Annotated in this window: 17 protein-coding genes, 2 tRNA genes and 2 pseudogenes; 19 read left to right on the top strand and 2 right to left on the bottom strand. The window is 48.0% G+C overall.

Annotated features, from left to right (window positions below):
• Window positions 1–1,812 (top strand): carbamoyl-phosphate synthase large subunit (gene carB / locus ACRC27_RS10140; RefSeq protein WP_438639814.1); only part of this gene is annotated, 1,812 nt, incomplete at its 5' end.
• Window positions 1,813–2,014: 202 nt separating this feature from the next.
• On the opposite strand, the gene dacB is transcribed toward carB, so the two are convergent.
• Window positions 2,015–3,445 carry a serine-type D-Ala-D-Ala carboxypeptidase gene (dacB, locus tag ACRC27_RS10145; protein WP_438639815.1) on the bottom strand — a complete coding sequence of 477 codons (1,431 nt, stop codon included), beginning with the start codon at window positions 3,443–3,445 and terminating at the stop codon, window positions 2,015–2,017.
• 202 nt (window positions 3,446–3,647) lie between these two features.
• Here dacB and greA point away from each other — a divergent pair, with 202 nt between their 5' ends.
• The gene (gene greA / locus ACRC27_RS10150; protein WP_438623555.1) at window positions 3,648–4,124 is read left to right on the top strand and encodes a transcription elongation factor GreA; all 477 of its coding nucleotides are present in this window, start codon (window positions 3,648–3,650) and stop codon (window positions 4,122–4,124) included.
• 89 nt (window positions 4,125–4,213) lie between these two features.
• Here greA and yhbY read toward each other — a convergent pair whose 3' ends face one another.
• On the bottom strand, window positions 4,214–4,507 hold the full coding sequence (gene yhbY, locus ACRC27_RS10155; RefSeq protein ID WP_438623556.1) for a ribosome assembly RNA-binding protein YhbY: 294 nt from the start codon (window positions 4,505–4,507) through the stop codon (window positions 4,214–4,216).
• 111 nt (window positions 4,508–4,618) lie between these two features.
• On the opposite strand from yhbY, the gene rlmE reads away from it, so the two are divergent.
• The 17 genes and pseudogenes from rlmE (at window position 4,619) to ACRC27_RS10240 (ending at window position 22,899) form a co-directional block, all read left to right on the top strand.
• Complete coding sequence (gene rlmE / locus ACRC27_RS10160) at window positions 4,619–5,248, top strand: 23S rRNA (uridine(2552)-2'-O)-methyltransferase RlmE (RefSeq protein WP_438623557.1); 630 nt, start codon at window positions 4,619–4,621, stop codon at window positions 5,246–5,248.
• Window positions 5,249–5,303: 55 nt separating this feature from the next.
• Entirely contained in the window at window positions 5,304–7,298 is a 1,995-nt protein-coding gene (gene ftsH / locus ACRC27_RS10165; protein WP_438639816.1) for an ATP-dependent zinc metalloprotease FtsH, read from the top strand.
• Between the two features lie 144 nt (window positions 7,299–7,442).
• Entirely contained in the window at window positions 7,443–8,273 is an 831-nt protein-coding gene (gene folP / locus ACRC27_RS10170; protein ID WP_438623559.1) for a dihydropteroate synthase, read from the top strand.
• A gap of 12 nt (window positions 8,274–8,285) precedes the next feature.
• Window positions 8,286–9,623 (top strand): phosphoglucosamine mutase, encoded by a 1,338-nt coding sequence (gene glmM, locus ACRC27_RS10175; RefSeq protein WP_438623560.1) that lies wholly within the window; start codon window positions 8,286–8,288, stop codon window positions 9,621–9,623.
• A gap of 311 nt (window positions 9,624–9,934) precedes the next feature.
• Window positions 9,935–10,273 (top strand): preprotein translocase subunit SecG, encoded by a 339-nt coding sequence (secG, locus tag ACRC27_RS10180; RefSeq protein WP_438623561.1) that lies wholly within the window; start codon window positions 9,935–9,937, stop codon window positions 10,271–10,273.
• A gap of 21 nt (window positions 10,274–10,294) precedes the next feature.
• Window positions 10,295–10,383 (top strand) — tRNA-Leu (locus ACRC27_RS10185).
• 65 nt (window positions 10,384–10,448) lie between these two features.
• Window positions 10,449–10,524, top strand: a tRNA-Met gene (locus tag ACRC27_RS10190).
• A gap of 194 nt (window positions 10,525–10,718) precedes the next feature.
• Complete coding sequence (rimP, locus tag ACRC27_RS10195; RefSeq protein ID WP_438623562.1) at window positions 10,719–11,174, top strand: ribosome maturation factor RimP; 456 nt, start codon at window positions 10,719–10,721, stop codon at window positions 11,172–11,174.
• 21 nt (window positions 11,175–11,195) lie between these two features.
• Window positions 11,196–12,689: a transcription termination factor NusA gene (gene nusA / locus ACRC27_RS10200; protein WP_438623563.1), complete on the top strand. Its 1,494-nt coding sequence runs from the start codon at window positions 11,196–11,198 to the stop codon at window positions 12,687–12,689.
• Between the two features lie 25 nt (window positions 12,690–12,714).
• Window positions 12,715–13,396: pseudogene (locus ACRC27_RS10205) on the top strand (translation initiation factor IF-2 associated domain-containing protein); the annotation flags it as partial.
• 71 nt (window positions 13,397–13,467) lie between these two features.
• Window positions 13,468–15,459 (top strand): annotated as a pseudogene (infB, locus tag ACRC27_RS10210) (translation initiation factor IF-2); the annotation flags it as partial.
• A 117-nt stretch (window positions 15,460–15,576) separates the two neighbouring features.
• Entirely contained in the window at window positions 15,577–16,008 is a 432-nt protein-coding gene (gene rbfA, locus ACRC27_RS10215; protein WP_438623565.1) for a 30S ribosome-binding factor RbfA, read from the top strand.
• Window positions 16,008–16,943 (top strand): tRNA pseudouridine(55) synthase TruB, encoded by a 936-nt coding sequence (truB, locus tag ACRC27_RS10220; protein ID WP_438623566.1) that lies wholly within the window; start codon window positions 16,008–16,010, stop codon window positions 16,941–16,943. Before rbfA ends, truB begins: the two co-directional genes overlap by 1 nt.
• 163 nt (window positions 16,944–17,106) lie before the next feature.
• Window positions 17,107–17,376, top strand: a complete 270-nt coding sequence (gene rpsO / locus ACRC27_RS10225; protein WP_438623567.1) for a 30S ribosomal protein S15 — start codon at window positions 17,107–17,109, stop codon at window positions 17,374–17,376.
• Window positions 17,377–17,740: 364 nt separating this feature from the next.
• A complete protein-coding gene (gene pnp, locus ACRC27_RS10230; protein WP_438629568.1) occupies window positions 17,741–19,858 on the top strand; it encodes a polyribonucleotide nucleotidyltransferase in 2,118 nt (705 codons plus the stop codon).
• A 101-nt stretch (window positions 19,859–19,959) separates the two neighbouring features.
• Window positions 19,960–20,838, top strand: coding sequence for a lipoprotein NlpI (gene nlpI, locus ACRC27_RS10235; RefSeq protein WP_438623569.1), 879 nt, complete (start codon window positions 19,960–19,962; stop codon window positions 20,836–20,838).
• A gap of 156 nt (window positions 20,839–20,994) precedes the next feature.
• A complete protein-coding gene (locus ACRC27_RS10240) occupies window positions 20,995–22,899 on the top strand; it encodes a DEAD/DEAH family ATP-dependent RNA helicase (RefSeq protein WP_438629566.1) in 1,905 nt (634 codons plus the stop codon).
• Window positions 22,900–23,036: the final 137 nt, after the last annotated feature.

Raw genomic sequence — 23,036 nt, forward strand, 5'->3', positions numbered from 1 at the left:
CGTTTAGAAGAGCATGTGGCTGAAGTCGGCTTTGCCGGTTTAGATGCCGATTTACTCAGAAAACTAAAACGTAAAGGTTTCTCTGATGCGCGTTTGGCTACACTGATTGGTGTGTCTGAAACCGAACTGCGTAAGTTACGCTACCGCTTTGAAATCTTTCCAGTTTATAAGCGCGTTGATACCTGCGCTGCTGAGTTTGCCACTGATACTGCGTATCTTTTCTCTACCTATGATGAAGAGTGCGAGGCCAACCCAAGCAGCAATGACAAAATTATGGTGCTGGGCGGCGGGCCAAACCGAATCGGTCAGGGTATCGAATTTGATTACTGCTGCGTACATGCTTCACTGGCATTGCGTGAAGACGGTTATGAAACCATCATGGTTAACTGTAACCCTGAAACGGTATCGACCGATTATGATACCTCTGATCGCCTCTACTTTGAGCCGGTAACACTGGAAGATGTACTTGAAATTGTCCGTGTTGAGCAGCCTAAAGGGGTTATCGTGCAGTACGGTGGCCAGACACCACTGAAACTGGCACGTGCGCTTGAAGCGGCCGGTGTTCCTGTCATTGGTACTAGCCCTGATGCGATTGACCGTGCAGAGGATCGTGAACGTTTTCAGCAAGCAGTGCAGCGTTTGGGTCTAAAGCAACCAGAAAACGCAACCGTCACAACCCTTGAGCAAGCCGTCGAAAAAGCCAAAGAGATTGGTTATCCGCTGGTGGTGCGTCCTTCGTACGTGTTGGGTGGCCGCGCAATGGAAATTGTGTCGGATGAGATTGATTTACGCCGTTACTTTACAACAGCCGTCAGCGTATCGAACGATGCTCCGGTACTGCTCGATCGCTTCCTTGATAATGCTATCGAAGTGGATGTAGACGCTATCTGTGATGGCGAGCGTGTACTGATTGGCGGCATTATGGAGCATATCGAACAGGCCGGTGTTCACTCCGGTGACTCAGCATGTTCATTGCCAGCCTACACCCTGAGCCAAGAGATTCAGGATGTCATTCGCCAGCAAATCGAAAAACTGGCCTTTGAGCTGTGCGTGCGTGGTCTGATGAATGCGCAATTTGCGATTAAAGGTAACGATGTCTACCTGATTGAAGTTAACCCGCGTGCTGCGCGTACCGTACCGTTTGTCTCAAAAGCCATTGGCGTGCCGCTGGCGAAAATCGCCGCTCGGGTTATGGTGGGGAAAACATTAGCGCAGCAGGGCGCAGTGAAAGAGATTATTCCACCGTATTACTCGGTAAAAGAAGTTGTCTTACCGTTTAATAAATTCCCAGGTGTTGACCCGCTGTTAGGGCCAGAAATGCGCTCTACTGGCGAAGTCATGGGCGTGGGTAATACTTTTGCCGAAGCCTTCTCGAAGGGCTTACTTGGCGGAAACTATAAAGTACCTCGTCAGGGGCGAGCTCTACTTTCTGTGCGCCATGGCGACAAGCAACGTGTGATTGACTTAGCGGCGAAACTGCTCAAACTCGGTTTTGAGCTCGATGCGACGCACGGTACAGCAGTGGTACTCGGCGAAGCTGGAATAAACCCGCGCTTGGTGAATAAAGTGCACGAAGGTCGTCCGCATATTCAAGACCGTATCAAAAACGGTGAATATACCTACATTATTAACACCGCTGAGGGTCGTCAGGCGATAGAAGATTCAAAACTTCTGCGCCGCAGTGCACTGCAATATAAAGTGCATTACGACACTACATTGAATGGTGCATTTGCCACCGCAATGGCAATGGCCGCTGATCCGGCTGCCAATGTTATTTCGGTTCAGGAGATGCACCGTAAAATCGGCGTGTAAATGAATAAACAGCAATAACAAGTTGTTTTTATTCAAAATAAAATAAAACCGCATCTTTTGATGCGGTTTTTTTATGGTTCAAATGGCACGGGCTGTAAAGCTGCCTGTAAAAAAATTAAGACAATTTTTCTTTACAATTTTATGCTCGACTCCCAGCCCGTAAACTGGGCTGAGAACAGTGTTTTATCGGCAAAATAGCCCATTAATTATTGTAAATAGCCTTATAGAGTTGAGATTCAAATTTGTTTAAACCGGCGCGGCGGGTACGGTGATCTTCGGCTGAATATCCGGAAACAAACTGCACAAAAGCAACTTGCTCACCACGTGCATTACGCATAAATCCGGCCAAATTATAGACCCCTTGTAGTGCGCCAGTTTTCGCATGAACCTGCCCTTTAAGCGGTGTATCTCGCACACTCGCTCGGTATCGCAACGTACCGTCAGTGCCCGAAACTGGCAGCATAGCAATCATGCCCAACTCTGCATCATGGCGCGCAATATACTGCAGGGCATCCATCATAGTTTGAGCCGACACTAAATTGTGCCGTGATAATCCTGAACCGTCGGCCATCAACGTATTACCAAACCGTACGCCAGCTTTGCTCGATAAAATCGCCCTGACTGCATTTGAACCGGAACGAAATGTGCCCGGAACACCGTAGTAGTGCTGGCCAACGGTGCGAAACATCACATCGGCAATCTGATTATCAGACTCTTTGAGCATAGTTTTAAGCAGCGCAGAGGCTGGTTTTGAAACATTCTCGGCCAGAATATTGTCCATGGTGACCGGAGTACGGCTAATCTTGTTTTCACCACTAATGGTAATACCTGCGCGAGTTAACTCTTGGCGCACAATACCCGCTGCATAGTTAGCCGGATCTTGTACTGAAAAACTCAGGCCAAACGGCTCTTTTTGCTGAACCAAGCAACCGGTTAATACATAACGGTTGTTGTCTTTAGGTTCGACATCCAGCTCGCAATAGCGGGCTTCGGGCATTTTGCGGCTCACGGTTCTGACTTCACTTTCAACCGTTACCGGATAGCGTGAGGCAACGGATGCTGTAGCCAGATCGCCCAGAGTTGGGGCACTGTTAAGCACCGCATAAAAGCAGTTTCCGTCAATAGAGGCGGCTGCAGGTAGTGCATTAAAGCACTGGGTTAAATCGTTCCACGACCAGCCTGGTGCTTTATCGTGGCTGCCAAAGACAGATGTATCTATCACTAAATTTCCGCTGACAGACCGAATATTTTGCTTGGATAATTGCAGCGCTAAATTGCGAACCTGATCACGGGTTAAACGCGGGTCACCAGTGAATTTAACCACCAAATCGCCATTTACAGCCCCTTCTTGGATCGCTGCGGATGTCCCTACTGTGGTATTAAAACGAAAGTCTGGCCCAAGTTCTAACAGCGCAGCTAATGCAGTAAACACTTTTTGGGTGCTGGCAGGTAATACCATTTTATCGGGTTGATACGCCAGCATCGGCTGATTACTGGCCGTTGATTGCACTAATACCGTGGCTTGAGCACCAGGTGGTAATGCCTGCTCATAATCATTAATGGGTATAATGCTAGCGTGAGCCTGCACCGAAAGAATACAGGCGGTAAGCGCGGTAGTGATAAAAAAACGCATGACTGAATACAAATTAAGTGGAAGTGTTCACATACTATGAACAAAGTAGGAAAAAAGTAAACGATGACCCATGCTTAACTCCACGTTAGAATAGAAATATTAATTTATCGGCATTGGCTTTACCTTGTTAGGTAAGCCACGCTGCTTTTTTGTTTTTACTGACTTGATAAAAACAGTTCGTTTGCAAGGGGTAATACGCTTTATGAACCAGATCCCAATGACAGTACGCGGTGCTGAGAAACTGCGCGAAGAGCTTGATTTCCTCAAAAACGTACGTCGTCCAGAGATCATTGATGCCATTGCTGATGCGCGTGAGCACGGTGATCTGAAAGAAAATGCTGAGTACCATGCTGCACGTGAACAGCAGGGTTTTTGTGAAGGCCGTATTCAAGAAATTGAAGCGAAGCTATCCAATGCACAGGTGATTGATATCACCAAAATGCCAAACAATGGCCGAGTTATTTTTGGCTCAACGGTGACAGTGTTGAACATTGAAACTGATGAAGAGCAAAACTACCGCATTGTGGGTGATGATGAAGCCGATTTTAAACAAAACCTGATTTCGGTTAACTCACCGATTGCTCGTGGCCTGATTGGTAAAGAGCAAGATGATGTTGTCGTTATTCGTACACCGGGTGGCGAAGTTGAATTTGAAATTTTAGACGTGAAATACCTCTAAAAAGAGACATCAACACCGACATCACGGCAAAAAAAAGGCCGCAAAAGCGGCCTTTGATAAGATGTAAATCGTCAATTCCCTGCTAATAATTAGCGAGGCAGAGAAATTTTACGATCTTCGCTTGGGCGGTATAGTACAAGAATGTTACCGATCACCTGAACTTTGTGCGCCTTGGTTTCACGTACAATCGCATCAACGATCAGTGCTTTGGTTTCACGCTCTTCCGCGGCAACCTTAACTTTAATCAGTTCATGATGATTCAGTGCGCCGTCAATTTCAGCAAGCACACCCTCGGTTAGGCCATTATTGCCAAGCATTACCACGGGCTTGAGTGGGTGAGCAAGACCTTTCAGGTGCTGCTTTTGTTTGTTGGAGAGAGTCATGGTGCTTTTTTCACTCTAAAGGTTGAAAACGCGGCATTCTACCGCCATCTAGTGTTTATCACCAAGCGTGAGAGACAATTCCGCATAGTTTGTTTGCGTATCGGATGAAATATGGTTAAGAAAAAACGCACAGGCAGTTCATCGCGCTGGTTAGATGAACACTTTCATGACAAGTATGTACAAGAAGCCCAGAAAATGGGACTACGTTCGCGTGCTTATTTTAAACTGGAAGAGATTCAGCAATCAGACAAACTGTTTAAACCAGGCATGACAATTGTTGACCTTGGTGCTGCTCCTGGTGGGTGGTCACAATATGTGGTTGATAAAATTGGTGATCAAGGGCACGTCATTGCTTGTGATATTTTACCGATGGACCCGATGGTCGGGGTTGATTTCTTGCAAGGTGATTTTCGCGAAGAAGCCGTACTAAATGCACTGCTTGAACGTGTTGGGAATGACATGGTAGATGTTGTGATGTCAGATATGGCACCTAACATGAGTGGTAACTCGTCAGTCGACCAGCCGCGAGCCATGTATTTAGTTGAGCTTGCTTTAGATATGTGCCGTCAGGTGCTTGCAGCCAAAGGTGCTTTTGTAGTCAAGGTTTTTCAGGGAGATGGGTTTGACGATTACCTCAACGAAATACGGAAAATGTTTACGACTGTAAAAATTCGTAAGCCAGACTCTTCACGCGCTCGATCGCGCGAAGTTTACATTGTGGCTACAGGGTACAAACTGTAGTACTCTAGCTCAAGTTCACAATCAGTTGTAAAGCGAGGTTAATCCCTTGAGTGATATGGCGAAAAATCTAATTCTTTGGCTCGTCATTGCCGTCGTGCTTATGTCGGTGTTTCAGAGTTTTGGACCGAGCAAATCCAATGACCGTCAGGTGGATTACACCGCGTTTGTCAATGATGTCGGCCAAAACCAGATCCGCGAAGTTCGTATTGATGGTCGTGAAATTCAGTTCACCAAAAGTGATGGCGTTCGTTCAGTGACATATATGCCACTTAACGATCCTAAACTGCTTGATGATCTGATTAACAAAAAAATTAAAGTTTACGGTGAGCCGCCTGAAGAGCCAAGCCTGCTGGCTTCTATCTTCATCTCGTGGTTCCCAATGTTATTGCTGATCGGGGTATGGATTTTCTTCATGCGCCAAATGCAAGGCGGTGGCGGCAAAGGTGCAATGTCCTTTGGTAAAAGCCGTGCGCGTATGCTGACCGAAGATCAGGTTAAAACGACGTTTGCTGATGTCGCCGGTTGCGATGAAGCAAAAGAAGAAGTAACAGAACTGGTTGAGTACCTGCGTGATCCAAGCCGTTTCCAAAAACTCGGTGGTAAGATCCCAAAAGGTGTGCTGATGGTTGGCCCACCGGGTACCGGTAAAACCTTGCTGGCAAAAGCCATTGCAGGTGAAGCTAAAGTTCCGTTCTTTACTATTTCCGGTTCTGACTTTGTTGAAATGTTTGTCGGTGTGGGTGCATCCCGTGTCCGTGACATGTTTGAACAAGCCAAAAAAGCGGCACCATGTATCATCTTTATCGATGAAATTGATGCAGTAGGCCGTCAGCGTGGTGCAGGTTTAGGTGGTGGCCACGATGAGCGTGAGCAAACACTGAACCAAATGCTGGTTGAAATGGATGGTTTTGAAGGTAACGAAGGAATCATCGTTATTGCAGCAACTAACCGTCCTGATGTTCTTGACCCTGCATTATTGCGTCCGGGCCGTTTCGACCGTCAGGTTGTGGTTGGCTTGCCAGATGTGCGTGGCCGTGAACAAATTCTGAAAGTTCATATGCGTCGCGTTCCTTTGGGAAGTGATGTGAATGCTTCTCTGATTGCTCGTGGTACACCAGGCTTCTCCGGTGCTGACTTGGCTAACTTAGTCAACGAAGCGGCACTGTTTGCTGCACGTAATAACCAGCGTGTTGTTTCAATGGTCGAGTTTGAAAAAGCGAAAGACAAAATCATGATGGGTGCAGAGCGCCGATCTATGGTGATGACTGAAGACCAGAAAGAAGCCACCGCCTTCCACGAAGCCGGTCATGCCATTGTTGGCCGTACCGTGCCGGATCATGATCCTGTCTATAAAGTCAGCATCATTCCACGTGGTCGTGCACTGGGTGTCACTATGTACCTGCCTGAGCAGGACCGGGTGAGCCATAGCCGTCAGTATCTTGAAAGCATGATCTCTAGCCTTTACGGTGGTCGTGTTGCTGAAGAGCTGATTTACGGTGCAGACAAAGTGTCTACCGGTGCGTCTAATGATATTGAACGTGCTACCGACATTGCCCGTAAAATGGTGACCCAGTGGGGCTTCTCTGAGAAACTCGGCCCGCTGTTGTACGCAGAAGAAGATGGCGAAGTGTTCTTAGGCCGCTCAATGGCAAAAGCCAAGCACATGTCTGATGAAACTGCCCGCGCTATCGATGTTGAAGTGCGAGCCATTATTGACCGCAACTATCAGCGTACGCGCAAGATTCTGTCTGAAAATATGGACATCCTACACAGCATGAAAGACACGCTGATGAAGTATGAAACCATTGATGCCCCGCAGATTAATGATCTGATGGAGCGTAAGACTGATGTTCGTCCGCCAGCAGGCTGGAGTGATCATCCACAGACAGCGTCAGCAGCAGAACCTGTTGTAGCAGAGCCAAGCGTGTCATCGGCCACATCTTCTGATGTACCGGTAGCAGAAACGCATACGCAGCCAACCGCTGAGGTTGCACCTGCTGTAGAAAACGATAAGCCAGAAAATAAATCAGACGATAAACCGTCGGTTTAACGCGCATTATCAATAAAACCCCGAGCTTGCTCGGGGTTTTTCTATTTATATCTTATGTCGCTATATCGTTACGTGATGGTGTGATAGCCACGACAGACTTAACCGATGGATGAATGTGGCGGTTATTTAAAGGTGCAAACACAGATGATTTTACGCAGTAAAAACCGAACCCTTGATCTGACTCGGCCACAAATCATGGGCATTCTTAATGTCACCCCCGACTCATTCTCTGACGGTGGCCAATTTAATCAGCAAACTCATGCGATAGCCCATGCACGTGCTATGCAACGTGCGGGGGCTGCTATTATTGATATCGGGGGCGAGTCAACGCGTCCGGGGGCAGATATCGTCAGTGAGGCACAAGAGCTGGATCGTGTTATTCCGGTTATTGAAGCGTTAAGCCGTGAGCTTGATGTCTGGATCTCGATTGATACCTACAAACCGGTGGTTATGCGTGAAGCCTGCCGAGCAGGTGCACATCTGATAAACGATATCAACGCCCTACAAAGTGAAGGTGCACTGGCTGTTGCCGCTGCAGAGCAAGTACCGGTTTGCTTGATGCACATGCAAGGCACTCCCGATACCATGCAGCAGCAGCCGCAGTACCAAAATGTGATCAGTGAAGTCAGTACCTTTTTGCAGCAGCGCGCAGAAGCATGCCTTGCTGCGGGTATTTTACGTGAAAATATTTTGCTCGATCCTGGTTTTGGCTTTGGAAAAACGCTTGAACACAACTATCAATTGTTGAATCAGCTCGAAAAACTGCATGTACTGCACTATCCGTTACTTGTGGGGATGTCGAGGAAGTCAATGATTGGTAAACTACTCAACAATAAACTAGAAGAACGTTTGGCTGGAAGTCTGGCGTGTGCCCTGTTGGCGGCACAAAAAGGCGCTCAGATCATTCGTGTACACGACGTGCAGGAAACTGCCGACGTATTACATGTGATGCAGGCTGCACTAAAGACTAATTAAGGAATCTCATCCATGAGTAAGCGTAAATATTTCGGCACTGACGGGATCCGCGGCACAGTAGGGCAAGCACCTATCACCCCCGATTTTGTACTCAAACTCGGCTGGGCAGCAGGTAAAGTTTTGGCGCGTCATGGATCACGTAAAGTACTGATCGGTAAAGATACGCGAATCTCTGGTTATATGCTTGAATCTGCGCTTGAAGCTGGCCTAGCAGCAGCAGGCCTCTCTGCCGCCTTTACCGGTCCAATGCCAACCCCGGCAGTGGCTTACCTGACTCGTACGTTTCGTGCTGAAGCCGGTATTGTGATCTCCGCTTCTCATAACCCATATGATGATAATGGTATTAAGTTTTTCTCTATTGATGGCACAAAACTGCCCGATGATGTTGAAGAAGCGATTGAAGCTGAAATGGAAAAACCACTGACCTGCGTAACATCGGCAGAGTTAGGGCGTGCAAGCCGCATTACAGATGCTGCTGGTCGCTATATCGAATTTTGTAAAAGCTGCTTCCCAAATGAACTGAGCCTAAGCCATCTGAAAATTGTGGTCGATTGTGCTAATGGTGCAACCTACCATATCGCCCCGAACGTATTGCGTGAACTGGGTGCAGAGGTGATCACCATTGGCTGTGAGCCAGATGGCATGAACATCAATGAAAAATGTGGTGCAACTGACACGCTGGCACTGAAAAAGCGGGTTTTGGCAGAAAAAGCTGACGTAGGTATTGCACTTGATGGTGATGGTGACCGGATCATGATGATCGATCACCTTGGTAACCTGATTGATGGTGACCAGATCCTCTACATCATGGCCCGTGAAGCACTGCGCAATGGCAAACTAAAAGGTGGTGCAGTCGGTACGTTGATGAGCAACATGGGGCTGGAAATTGCCCTCAAACAACTGGGTATCCCGTTTGCCCGTGCAAAAGTAGGTGACCGCTACGTACTTGAAATGATGCTCGAAAAAGGCTGGCGTTTAGGCGCTGAAAACTCTGGCCATGTTATTGCACTGGATATGACAACCACAGGTGATGGTATTGTGGCGGGTTTGCAGGTTCTTGCCGCAATGGTTGGCAATAAAATGAGCCTTAGCGATCTTAGTAGTGGTATGACACTGTTCCCGCAAGTGCTTGAAAATGTCCGCTTTGCTGGTGAGCATAACCCGCTTGATGCTGATGATGTAAAAGCGGCAGTGGTCGCTGTTGAAGCTAAAATGCAAGGCCGAGGCCGAGTTTTACTGCGAAAATCTGGTACTGAGCCTTTAATCCGCGTCATGGTAGAAGGTGAAAATCTAGATAACGTACGTCAGTATGCACTTGATATTGCCGCGGCAGTGAAAGCACAAGGCTAAAAAAGTACAACAGGTTATAAAGCGTGATTTAGAACAGTTATCAATATATTTAAATAGATTGGTAAAACCTAGCCTAAGTCACAGTAAAAACAAGATGAAGCGGCCTATGTGCCGCTTTTTTACTGAATACTAAAGTTTAGCCGTAAGGGTGCTTGATTTTTCAGCAATTAATAGAGAAAACAAAAAATTACCTTGCGTGTATCGGGTACTTTCGCTAGTATTCTCTCCGCTCTTAGGTTTGAGAGCATCGTGTCGCGCTGGTAGTTTTGACTGTCCAGCACACTGCAAAGCGTTAACAAATGGATTAGACCATGTACGAAATTTTACTCGTAGTATATTTGTTAATCGCGCTGGGGCTAATCGGCTTGGTATTAATCCAGCAGGGCAAAGGCGCGGACATGGGAGCTTCATTCGGTGCAGGTGCTTCGAACACCGTATTCGGATCAGGTGGCTCCGGTAATTTCATGACTCGGACAACAGCAATTCTTGCTACGCTATTTTTTCTGATCAGTTTAGTACTGGGTAATATTACTCACAATCAAACTAAACCAGGCAGCGAGTGGGAAAACCTGAGTCAGCCAGCTGCAGCACAAGAAAAAGCAGCAGCGGTTAAAGTTGCGGATCAGAACAACGATATCCCAACTAAGTAATAAGTAAGCTGTAAAGAATTTGCCGTGGTGGTGGAATTGGTAGACACGCTACCTTGAGGTGGTAGTGCCCATTTAGTGGTGTGCGGGTTCAAGTCCCGCCCTCGGCACCAAGTTTGTAGACCTGATAAATCTTGAAAAAAAGATGGTCGCAAGATAGTATATTGCACGTTTCGGACGCGGGGTGGAGCAGTTGGTAGCTCGTCGGGCTCATAACCCGAAGGTCGTCGGTTCAAGTCCGGCCCCCGCAACCATTCTCTGATGTTAAGTTATCTCCTATACTTAATCAGAGAAGAGAAGAACACCATTTCTTCTCACGTCGCAATTGCGACAATCAGGGTCCAGTTGCTAAAAACCCCGATTTTCGGGGTTTTTTGTTATCTGTATACGGCGTCTTAGACGATGTGACTGGGCTTTTAGGCCCTTTTTTTATTTCTTGGGGGTTATCTTGGCAACGTTAGAACAGCAATTAACCCAGATGCTGGAAGCACCCGTACAGGCTCTGGGCTATGAGTTGGTAGGTGTCGAGTTTATCCGTGCCGGCCAACACTCCACTCTTCGTATCTATATTGACCATGAAAATGGTATCTATGTTGAAAACTGCGCTGAAGTGAGTCATCAGGCAAGTGCAGTACTAGATGTTGAAGATCCTATCTCTGTTGCATACAACCTTGAGGTTTCTTCACCTGGATTAGATCGCCCACTGTTTACCGCTGCACACTATGCACGTTTTATTGGCCATGATGTAACCTTGACGTTACGTATGGCAATGCAGAACCGTCGTAACTGGAAAGGTTCCATTGTTGGCGCCGAAGGCGAAATGATCACCATTTTAGTTGACGGTAAAAATGAAGTGTTCGCACTGAGCAACATCCAGAAAGCGAACCTGGTACCAAAGTTTTAAGGTCTGGATGAGGCACCTGAGATGAACAAAGAGATTCTGGCGGTAGTTGAAGCCGTTTCCAACGAGAAAGCTCTTCCACGTGAGAAGATCTTCGAAGCACTGGAAATTGCGCTTGCCACGGCAACCAAGAAAAAATACGAATACGACGTTGAAGTGCGAGTCAGTATCGATCGCCGTACCGGTGATTTTGACACTTTCCGCCGCTGGATGGTTGTTGAAGAAGTCACTCAACCGACCCGTGAGATGGAAATTGAAGCCTCTCGCCTGCTGGAAGAGAACCCGGATCTGCAACTGGGCGATTACGTTGAAGACGATATCGAGTCAGTAACCTTTGACCGCATCACCACCCAAACCGCAAAACAAGTGATCGTACAAAAAGTACGTGAAGCTGAGCGTGCAATGGTTGTTGATCAATTCCGCGAGCAAGAAGGTGAGATCATCACCGGCGTTGCGAAAAAAGTAAACCGTGACAGCATTATCCTAGACTTAGGCAACAATGCCGAAGCTATGCTGGCTCGTGAAGATATGTTGCCACGTGAAAACTTCCGCCCAGGTGACCGTATTCGCGGTGTGCTGTACGCTGTGCGACCTGAAGCGCGTGGCGCGCAGTTATTTGTTACACGTGCAAAATCTGAAATGCTGGTTGAACTGTTCCGCATTGAAGTGCCTGAAATCGGCGAAGAGCTGATTGAGATTAAAGCGGCAGCCCGCGATCCAGGTTCACGTGCCAAAATTGCTGTAAAAAGCAATGACAAGCGTATTGATCCTGTGGGTGCATGTGTGGGTATGCGTGGCGCGCGTGTGCAGGCTGTTTCCGGCGAGTTGGGCGGTGAGCGTGTTGATATCGTACTGTGGGATGATAATCCAGCGCAGTTTGTTATCAATGCAATGGCACCGGCTGATGTTGCATCTATCGTGATGGATGAAGATTCTCACAGCATGGATATTGCCGTTGAAGCATCAAACCTGGCACAAGCGATTGGTCGCAATGGTCAGAACGTGCGTTTAGCCTCTCAGCTGACTGGCTGGACACTGAATGTGATGACAGTAGCTGATCTGGCTGCTAAGCATCAGGCTGAAGCATCTGAAGCGATTGACCTGTTTACCAAGCATCTGGATATCGATGAAGATTTTGCTCAGGTGCTGGTTGAAGAAGGTTTCTCTTCACTTGAGCAGCTCGCTTATGTCCCAGTCAATGAGCTGTTAAGCATTGATGGTTTGGATGAAGATACCGTTGACGCACTGCGTTCACGTGCAAAAGCAGCACTAACAACATTGGCTCTGGCAAAAGAAGAGTCTTTAGATGGCGTAGAGCCGGCTGAAGATTTGCTGAATTTACCGGGTCTGGAACGCCAACTGGCTTATAAGCTGGCGGCACGTAAGATTATCAATCTTGAAGATCTTGCCGAGCAAGGTATCGATGATTTAGCCGATATTGAAGGTCTTGATGAAAACAAAGCGGGCGAGCTGATTATGGCCGCACGTAATATTTGTTGGTTTGGCAACGAAGCCTAATTAAACCGCAGCAGGAAGGAGCAGCATGACTGAAGTAACCGTAAAATCTCTGGCCGAAGAAATTCAGACCCCGGTTGATCGTTTGCTGCAACAGTTTGCGAATGCGGGTATCGCTAAAAGCGCCACCGATAGCGTAAGTCAGCAGGAAAAAGAGACCCTGCTGCTTCACTTAAACCGTGAACACGGTGGTAGTGGTGCTACGCCAAGCAAACTGACATTGCAACGCAAAACCCGAAGTACGCTTAGCGTACCGAGCACAGGTGGCAAAAGTAAATCTGTGCAAGTTGAAGTCCGTAAAACACGTACTTACGTGAAACGCGATCCGTCAGCGCTTCAAACCGATGAAGCAATGGCGGCTGAAGAGGCTGCCCGTTTAGCACAAGAGGAATTGGCTAAACGTGAGGCAGAACAATTAGCTCGCCAGGAAGCTGCAGAAGCAGCGAAATGTGCAGCACAAGAACAAGCTAAACGCGAAGCGGAAGAAAAAGCTAAACGAGACGCAGAGGAAAAGGCGAAACGTGAGGCGACGATTGCGTCCCAACGTGAAGCGGAAGAGAAAGCTAAGCGTGCTGCCGAACAGAAGGCGAAGCGCGAAGCCGATACCGCAGAACTGAAATGTAAAGCGGAAGAGGCTGCACGACGCAAAGCCGAAGAAAACGCGAAGCGTATGGCAGAAGAGGCTCGTAAGATGGCAGAACAACACGAAGAAATTAGCACAACTCCAGTGACCCCTGAGACTCCGGTAAACCCAGCAGCTCCTGCTACTCCAGATGAGACCAGCGCGGATTATCATGTCACCACCTCTCGTTACGCTCGTGAAGCAGAAGATGAAGACGATCGCCGTGAGGAATCACGTGGTCGTAGCACTCGCAGCACCAAAGCGAAAACGGCTAAAAAAGGAAAAGTTTCCGAGTCTAAAGCTGAGCGTGAAGAAGCGCGTCGCGGTAAAGGCGGAAAACTCAAGCGTAAGAGCACACTGCAGCAGCATGGCTTTAATAAGCCAGCACAGCCGGTAAACCGTGACGTTATCATCGGTGAAACCATTACTGTGGCTGAGTTAGCGGCAAAAATGGCCGTTAAAGGTTCTGAAGTCATCAAAGCGATGATGAAAATGGGTGCGATGGCAACCATTAACCAAGTGATCGATCAAGAAACCGCACAAATGGTTGCGGAAGAGATGGGCCATAAAGTTATCCTGCGTCGTGAAAACGAGCTGGAAGAGTCCGTCATGAGTGATCGTGATACTGACGCAGTGAGCATGCCACGTGCACCAGTTGTAACCATCATGGGCCACGTTGACCACGGTAAAACATCACTGCTTGACTATATTCGCTCAGCGAAAGTTGCTGCAGGTGAAGCCGGTGGTATTACCCAGCACATTGGTGCGTACCATGTGGAAACTGAGAACGGTATGATTACCTTCTTAGATACACCAGGTCACGCCGCATTTACCTCTATGCGTGCTCGTGGTGCAAAAGCTACGGATATCGTTGTACTGGTTGTTGCAGCCGATGATGGTGTGATGCCACAAACAATCGAAGCTATCCAGCATGCGAAAGCGGCCGGTGTACCGATTGTTGTTGCGGTAAACAAAATTGATAAAGATGCGGCAAATCCTGATCGCGTTAAGCAAGAGTTGGCGCAATACAACGTCATGTCTGAAGATTGGGGTGGTGAGAGCCAGTTCGTGCATGTTTCCGCAAAAAGCGGTCAAGGCATTGATGAGCTGCTAGAAGCTATTTTGCTGCAATCTGAAGTTCTTGAGCTGAAAGCGGTACGTGATGGTATGGCAAGCGGTGTGGTGATCGAATCCTATCTGGATAAAGGTCGCGGCCCAGTAGCTACCGTACTGGTACAAGAAGGTACACTGAACAAAGGCGATATCGTTCTGTGTGGTTTTGAGTATGGCCGTGTACGTGCTATGCGTGATGAGCTAGGCCGTGACTCTGTTGAAGCAGGCCCATCTATTCCGGTTGAAATTTTAGGCTTGTCAGGTGTTCCTGCCGCGGGTGATGAAGTTACCGTTGTTCGTGACGAGAAAAAAGCCCGTGAAGTTGCACTGTATCGTCAGGGTAAATTCCGTGATGTGAAACTTGCTCGTCAGCAAAAAGCAAAACTGGAAAACATGTTTGCGAACATGGCTGAAGGTGATGTTTCTGAACTGAATATCGTACTTAAAGCAGACGTACAAGGTTCTGTAGAAGCCATCTGCGATTCACTGACTAAACTCTCTACTGATGAAGTTAAAGTGAAGATTGTGGGTTCAGGCGTGGGTGGTATCACTGAAACTGATGCAACCTTGGCTGCGGCATCTAACGCAATTCTGGTTGGCTTTAACGTTCGTGCTGATGCAACTGCACGTCGCGTTGTTGAAGTTGAAAATCTGGATCTGCGTTACTACTCTGTTATCTATCATCTGATTGATGAAGTGAAGCAGGCGATGAGCGGTATGCTGGCGCCTGAGTTCAAGCAAGAGATCATCGGTCTGGCAGAAGTACGCGATGTCTTTAAATCACCGAAAATCGGCTCTATTGCTGGTTGTATGGTTACTGAAGGTATCGTTAAGCGTCACAACCCAATCCGTGTACTGCGTGACAACGTGGTGATCTACGAAGGCGAGCTGGAATCTCTGCGTCGCTTTAAAGATGACCTGGCAGAAGTGCGTAATGGCATGGAATGTGGTATCGGCGTTAAAAATTATAACGACGTGCGTGTTGGCGATATGATCGAAGTGTACGAAATTATTGAAGTTAAACGTACTATCGATTAATCCCCGAGCAGGCGCTGTATTTTGCGATACTCTCCTGCACGGCGTGGCCACTAACAGGTCATATTGATACACACCATTGGGGGGCTTACGCCCCCCAATCTGTCTGGGGAAAACACCATGGCAAAAGAGTTCGGTCGTAGTAAGCGTGTCGCTCAAGAATTGCAAAAAGAAGTGGCTATCATTTTGCAGCGTGAAGTTAAAAATCCGCAAATTGGTATGGTCACTGTCTCTAGCGTTGAAGTTTCACGCGATCTGGCATATGCCAAAGTTTTTGTAACCTTCTTGTTTGATGATAGCGAAGCGATTGCGAGCGGTTTAAAATCACTCCGTGATTCAACCGGTTATATTCGTACCTTAGTGGGCAAAGCGATGCGTCTGCGTATCGTGCCAGAGCTGCGTTTTGAGTACGATCAATCACTGACTGAAGGCATGCGGATGTCGAATCTGGTCACCAGTGTGGTCAAAGAAGATGATCGTCGTCGTCAAGATGAGCCGGAAGTCAGCGGTGATACTGATGCCTCCGCAGCACAGGATGGGGAGCAGATCTGATGTCTCGTCCACGTCGTCGCGGCCGCGATATTAACGGTATCCTGTTGCTTGATAAGCCGCAAGGGATCAGCTCGAACGATGCCCTGCAAAAAGTGAAGCGTCTTTATAATGCCAATAAAGCAGGTCATACCGGTGCGCTCGATCCATTAGCGACGGGGATGTTGCCACTTTGCTTTGGTGAGGCGACAAAATTCTCTCAGTATCTGCTTGATTCCGATAAGCGATACCGTGTGATAGCCAAGCTCGGACAGCGCACGAATACCTCTGATGCTGATGGCGAAGTGATTTGTGAACGTCCAGTCAATGTTGAGCTTACTCAGTTGCAACAGGCACTGACGCATTTTGATGGAGAGATCCAGCAAGTGCCATCGATGTTCTCGGCGCTCAAGTATCAGGGTAAACCGCTGTATGAGTATGCGCGTCAAGGCATTGATATTCCGCGAGAGTCTCGCCCAATCACTATCTATGAATGCACATTAGTGCGTTTTGAGGGGGATGAGGTTGAGCTGGAAGTACATTGCTCAAAAGGCACGTATATCCGTACCATCGTGGATGATTTAGGTGAAATGCTAGGCTGTGGCGCGCATGTGATTTATCTTCGTCGCCTTGCCGTCTCTAAATATCCGCAAGATCGCATGGTGACACTTGAGCAGCTTGAAGCTCTGTTGCTGCAAGCGCAAGAAACCGAAACATCACCAGGCATCACACTTGATCCGCTGCTGTTACCGATGGATACCGCAGTGCAAGACTTCCCTGAAGTGAATATGCCAACCATTGTTGCAGCATATGCTAAACAAGGGCAGCCGGTACAAGTTGCTGGGGCACCAACATCGGGTCTGGTGCGGATGACCGAAGGTGATGAACACCTGTTTTTTGGTATGGCAGATATTGACGATCAAGGCCGTGTAGCACCTCGCCGTTTGATTGTTAGTTAATTGCATGCCCATTGACTGATTCGATAATAATTTGACCACTTGGCTACGGCTTGCACCTTGCGTTGTGACAGTGGTCAGGCTAGAATATCGAGTCTTATTGTGGTGCTGAATTAGAGATCGGCGCCATGTTATTGAAACTTTATTAAGCTTTTAGGAGCGTACAATGTCTCTAAGTACTGAAGCTGTTGCAAAGATTGTTGCTGAATTTGGTCGCGATGAAAAAGATACCGGTTCTAGCGATGTTCAAGTTGCTCTGCTGACTGCACAGATTAACCACCTGCAAGGCCACTTTGCAGCACACAAAAAAGATCACCACGGTCGTCGTGGTCTGCTGCGTATGGTTTCTCAGCGTCGTAAACTGCTTGATTACCTGAAGCGTAAAGACGTTGAGCGTTACACTGCGCTGATCGCACGTCTGGGTCTGCGTCGCTAATTGCGAAAAGATTCGGGAAAGGGGCCTTACGGCCCCTTTCTTCTATAAACTCGCTGCATATTGCAGTAGGTACTTGATGCTGTCGGTATTTGTGTTGTTATTTGCAAACATGCCATGAACTGTATCGATTACCGGTAAAAAGTCATTGAACATCTAATACACCGCAATGAAATCGAAAAATAAATTCTTCTGCATGAGTTCGCGCGGCTAACGAGAAATGTTTTTACTGAGCAAAACGCGTCTCGTTAGTCGCGAGAATGCAGTTATTTTCGACAATGACGGTGATAGGGCTAAGCGCAATCAGAGGATATTCGATATACTGAACAGCGCATTAGACAGTTGACATCTATTTAAGGATAAACACGTGAATCCTATCGTACGTAAATTTAAGTATGGTCAGCATACCGTTACACTGGAAACCGGTGTTATGGGTCGTCAAGCAACAGCGGCCGTTATGGTCAGCATGGATGATACCTGCGTTTTCGTTACCGTTGTGGGTAAAAAAGAAGCTAAGCCAGGTCAGAGCTTTTTCCCACTGACAGTTAATTATCAAGAGCGTACTTACGCAGCCGGCCGTATCCCAGGTGGCTTCTTTAAGCGTGAAGGCCGCCCATCAGAAGGCGAAACATTAACTTCTCGCCTGATTGACCGCCCAATCCGCCCTCTGTTCCCAGAAGGCTTCCTGAATGAAGTTCAGGTTGTGGCAACCGTTGTATCGGTAAACCCACAAATCTGCCCAGATATCGTTGCCATGATTGGTGCTTCTGCTGCACTGACCCTGTCAGGTATTCCGTTTAGCGGCCCAATTGGTGCAGCTCGCGTAGGTTATATCAATGATCAGTATGTACTGAACCCAACAATGGATGAGCTGGCTGTGAGCCGCTTGGATCTGGTTGTTGCAGGTACAGATAACGCAGTACTGATGGTTGAATCAGAAGCTGATATTCTGAGCGAAGATCAGATGCTGGGCGCGGTTGTGTTTGGTCATGACCAACAGCAAACTGTGATTGAAAACATTAAAGCATTTGTTGCTGAAGCGAATGTTACACCGTGGGAATGGCATGCGCCGGCAGTTAATGCACCACTGAAAGCCCGTATTGCTGAGCTGGCAACGGCACGTATCAATGACGCTTACCGTATCAAAGAAAAACAAGTACGTTATGAGCACGTTGCAGCAATTAAAGCAGATGTAACGGCTGTACTGGTTGCAGAAGATGATGCACTTGATGCAGGTGAAATCAGCGAACTGCTGAGCGATCTTGAGTACCGTGTTGTGCGTGATAGCATCCTGAACGGTGAACCGCGTATTGACGGTCGTGAACCTGATATGGTTCGTGCTCTTGATGTTCGTACTGGCGTACTGCCACGTACCCATGGTTCAGCTCTGTTTACCCGTGGCGAAACTCAAGCGTTGGTTACTGCAACACTGGGTACTGAGCGTGATGCACAAACTATCGATGAGTTGACCGGTGAGCGTACCGATCGTTTCATGCTGCACTATAACTTCCCACCGTACTCTGTGGGTGAAACCGGCATGATGGGCTCACCAAAGCGCCGTGAAATCGGTCATGGTCGTTTGGCAAAACGTGGTGTTGCTGCGGTAATGCCGTCACCAGCTGAATTCCCGTATACCGTGCGTGTTGTGTCTGAAATCACTGAATCTAACGGTTCTTCTTCTATGGCGTCAGTCTGTGGTGCTTCTTTGGCGCTGATGGATGCAGGCGTGCCAGTTAAGGCATCTGTTGCAGGTATTGCAATGGGTCTGGTGAAAGAAGATGAGCGCTTTGTGGTTCTGTCTGACATTCTAGGTGATGAAGATCATCTGGGTGACATGGACTTTAAAGTTGCCGGTACCCGTGGTGGTGTGACTGCACTGCAAATGGATATCAAAATTGAAGGTATCACCCGCGAGATCATGCAAATTGCATTGAATCAAGCTAAGGGTGCACGTATGCACATCCTGAACGTGATGGAAGAAGCCATTCTGACTCCACGTAATGATATCTCTGAATTTGCACCACGCATCCATACCATCAAGATCAGCCCTGAGAAGATCAAAGATGTTATCGGTAAAGGCGGTGCGGTAATCCGTGCGCTGACCGAAGAGACCGGTACAACTATCGAAATTGAAGATGACGGTACTGTGAAGATTGCTTCTGCTGACGGTGAAGCAGCGAAGCGCGCTATTGCCCGTATTGAGCAGATCACTGCAGATGTGGAAGTTAACCGCATTTATACCGGTAAAGTGACACGTATCGTTGATTTTGGTGCCTTTGTTTCTGTTGTTGGCGCTAAAGAAGGCCTGGTTCATATTTCTCAAATCACCGATAAGCGTGTAGAGAAAGTCTCTGATTACCTTGAAATGGGTCAGGAAGTTCGTGTTAAAGTATTGGAAGTCGATCGTCAAGGTCGTATCCGTCTGAGCATTAAAGAAGCGATGGCTTCTGAGCAGACAGAAGAGCAACAACCTGCGGCTGAATAAATCGGTTTGACGACGCGTTGCGGCCAATATTGCACAAGCCAATCTCGTAAAAATATCGGGGGGCGGGATGCCTCCCCGATTTTTGCGGTCAGGAGTTGGAAATGAACCCATTCTCGCGCTGGGTATGCGGTGTAATGGTGGTGTTGCTGACCGGATGTAGCAGCGCTGGCTTTGACTGGCGTCAAAGTGCCGTACTGGCTATACCATTACAACCTAGCCTGCAACAGGAAGTCATGCTGGCTCGCATGGAGCAAATACTCTCCAGCAGGGCACTGAGTGATGGAGAACGAGCACAGTTATTGTATGAACGTGGCGTGTTGTATGACAGCCTCGGTCTGCAGGCATTGGCTCGAAATGATTTTACCCAGGCACTGGCATTACGTCAGGATATGCCTGAGGTTTTCAACTACTTAGGCGTGTATTTTACCCAGTCAGGCCAGTTTGATGCGGCATATGAAGCATTTGACTCTGTACTGGAATTGGATCCTGAGTACCGTTACGCTTTACTCAATCGGGGTATTGCGTTGTATTACGGTGGCCGTTATAAGCTCGCTCAGGAAGACTTGCTCACTTTTTATCAAGATGATCCTGACGATCCCTTTAGGGTTTTGTGGCTTTATCTGGTAGAATCAGAGCAGAGCAAGGATGAGGCGCTAAAGGCACTGCGGCAACGTTATGAAGCTGCAAGCCAAGATAACCCTGGCTGGAATATTGTTGCACTGTATTTGGGCGACATTTCTGAAGCTGAGTTTATGCGTCGATTACAGGATAACTCCACCGATAACACGTCTCTGGCAGAGCACCTAAGTGAAGCATATTTCTACTTAGGCAAACGCTATCTAAGCAAAGGGGATGTCAATGGTGCGGTATCCCTTTTTAAACTGACAATGGCTAACAACGTCCATAATTTTGTGGAACACCGTTATGCCATGCTTGAACTGTCTTTATTAGGACAGGGCGATACGTCAGAAGCCAACTAATTGAATTTTATGAGTATCAGTCATTACTTTACGGTGATGACTGCGCTCGTCTTGTCATTGTGATTGCGTCAGTTCACAGTTTTGCTTGAAATGCTCCGCGCATTTTCTCGCCAACTAATGTAAACTGGCGCCCGTTTTTTATATTGAGACTACGTCATGGCTGAATTAGAGACTACTTTTGCTGAACTGGGTTTGCCAACCTCGATCTTGACCGCCATTGAAAGCATGGGCTATGAAAAGCCGTCGCCGATTCAAGCGGCGTGTATTCCTCACCTGCTAGAAGGGCGTGATGTTCTGGGCATGGCTCAAACCGGTAGCGGTAAAACAGCAGCGTTTGCGTTGCCGTTATTATCCCGTATTCAGCCTGAAGTAGCTCGTCCTCAGGTACTGGTACTTGCGCCGACTCGTGAGCTGGCTGTACAGGTGTCTGAGGCTTTTGGTGAATTTTCCAAAAACATGAGCGGTGTCCGTGTGTTGGCCCTGTACGGTGGTCAGCGTTACGACATTCAGTTGCGTGCGCTGCGTCAAGGCCCGCAAGTTGTTGTGGGTACACCGGGTCGTTTGCTTGATCATATCAAGCGCGGAACGCTCGATTTATCTGGTCTGAAAGGGCTGGTTCTAGATGAAGCCGATGAAATGCTGCGTATGGGCTTCATCGAAGATGTTGAAACTATTATGGCGGAGCTGCCAGAAGAGCACCAAACGGCGCTGTTCTCTGCAACTATGCCAGACCCGATCCGTCGCATTACGCGCCGTTTCATGAAAAACCCGCAAGAAGTGAAGATTCAGGCGGCTGTTCGTACTACACCAAACATTGCCCAGAATTACTGGACTGTGTATGGCATGAGTAAGAATGATGCACTGGTTCGCTTCTTGGAATCAGAAGATTTTGATGCAGCAATCATCTTTGTGCGTACCCGTACAGCAACATTAGATGTAGCTGAAGTTCTTGAGCGCCACGGTTACAGCTGTGCGGCTCTGAACGGAGATATGACTCAGCCACTGCGTGAACAGACACTTGATCGCTTGCGTAATGGCCGTTTAGACATTCTGATTGCAACTGATGTTGCAGCACGTGGTCTGGACGTTGAGCGTATCAGCTTGGTTGTAAACTACGATATTCCATTGGATGCAGAGTCTTACGTACACCGTATCGGCCGTACTGGTCGTGCTGGTCGTAGCGGTCGTGCACTGCTGTTCGTTGAACCGCGTGAGCGTCGTCTGCTGCGTAACGTTGAGCGTACAATGAATGTCAGCATTCCAGAGGTGGATCTTCCAACTAACGCTCTGCTGGCTCAACGCCGTATTGAGCAGTTTAAAGCGAAGATTGCTCTGCAGCTTGAGCATCATGACTTGCCAGCTTACCGTGATCTGTTGACCGGTTTGATGGGCGAAGATCAAGATATGGCTGACTTGTCAGCGGCTCTGCTGATGATGGCACAAGGCGATCGTAAACTGATCCTGCCTCCTGAGCCTGCTATGGATCGCCGTCCGCGTCGTGAATTCCGTGACCGTGATGATCGTGGTCGTCGTGATGACCGCCGTGATGGTCGCCGTGATGACCGTCCTCGTCGTGAAGGTGCTCGTGATGGCGATCGTCCAGAGCGTCGTGAGCGTCGTGATGCAGGCCCGATGGATGTTTATCGCATCGAAGTAGGTCGTGAAGATGGTGTTGAAGTTCGTCATATCGTGGGTGCAATTGCCAACGAAGGTGATTTGAGCAGCCGTTATATCGGTAACATCAAGCTGTTTGATTCGCATTCAACGGTTGAATTACCACGTGGTATGCCAACTGATCTGCTGGATCATTTCACCCGTACTCGCATTCTGAATAAACCAATCCGTATGCAACTGGTTGGTGAAGCAACTGCACGTCCGGCTGGTGATCGTCCGCGCGGTGATCGTCCTCCTCGTCGCGAAGGTGATCGTCCACGTGGTGATCGTCCTCCTCGTCGTGAAGGTGGTGAGCGTCGTGGTGGTTTTGGTAACGGCGAACGTCGTAGCGGTGAGCGTAGCCACAACGGTGAGCGTCGCGAGCGTCCAGCAGCACCAAAAGAGTAATTATTAATAGCGAAAATATCATGATGTGTGTTGAATATTGCACATCATGATAGTGCTGTTATCTGTGCAAGGTTATTGATATAGGTAATGGCAACGCATACTCGATAATTCATAGTCATAGTGCCGGTTTGTTTATT

This window comes from Plesiomonas sp., assembly GCF_051650925.1.
In the GTDB taxonomy this organism is placed as follows: domain Bacteria; phylum Pseudomonadota; class Gammaproteobacteria; order Enterobacterales; family CAMTGL01; genus Plesiomonas.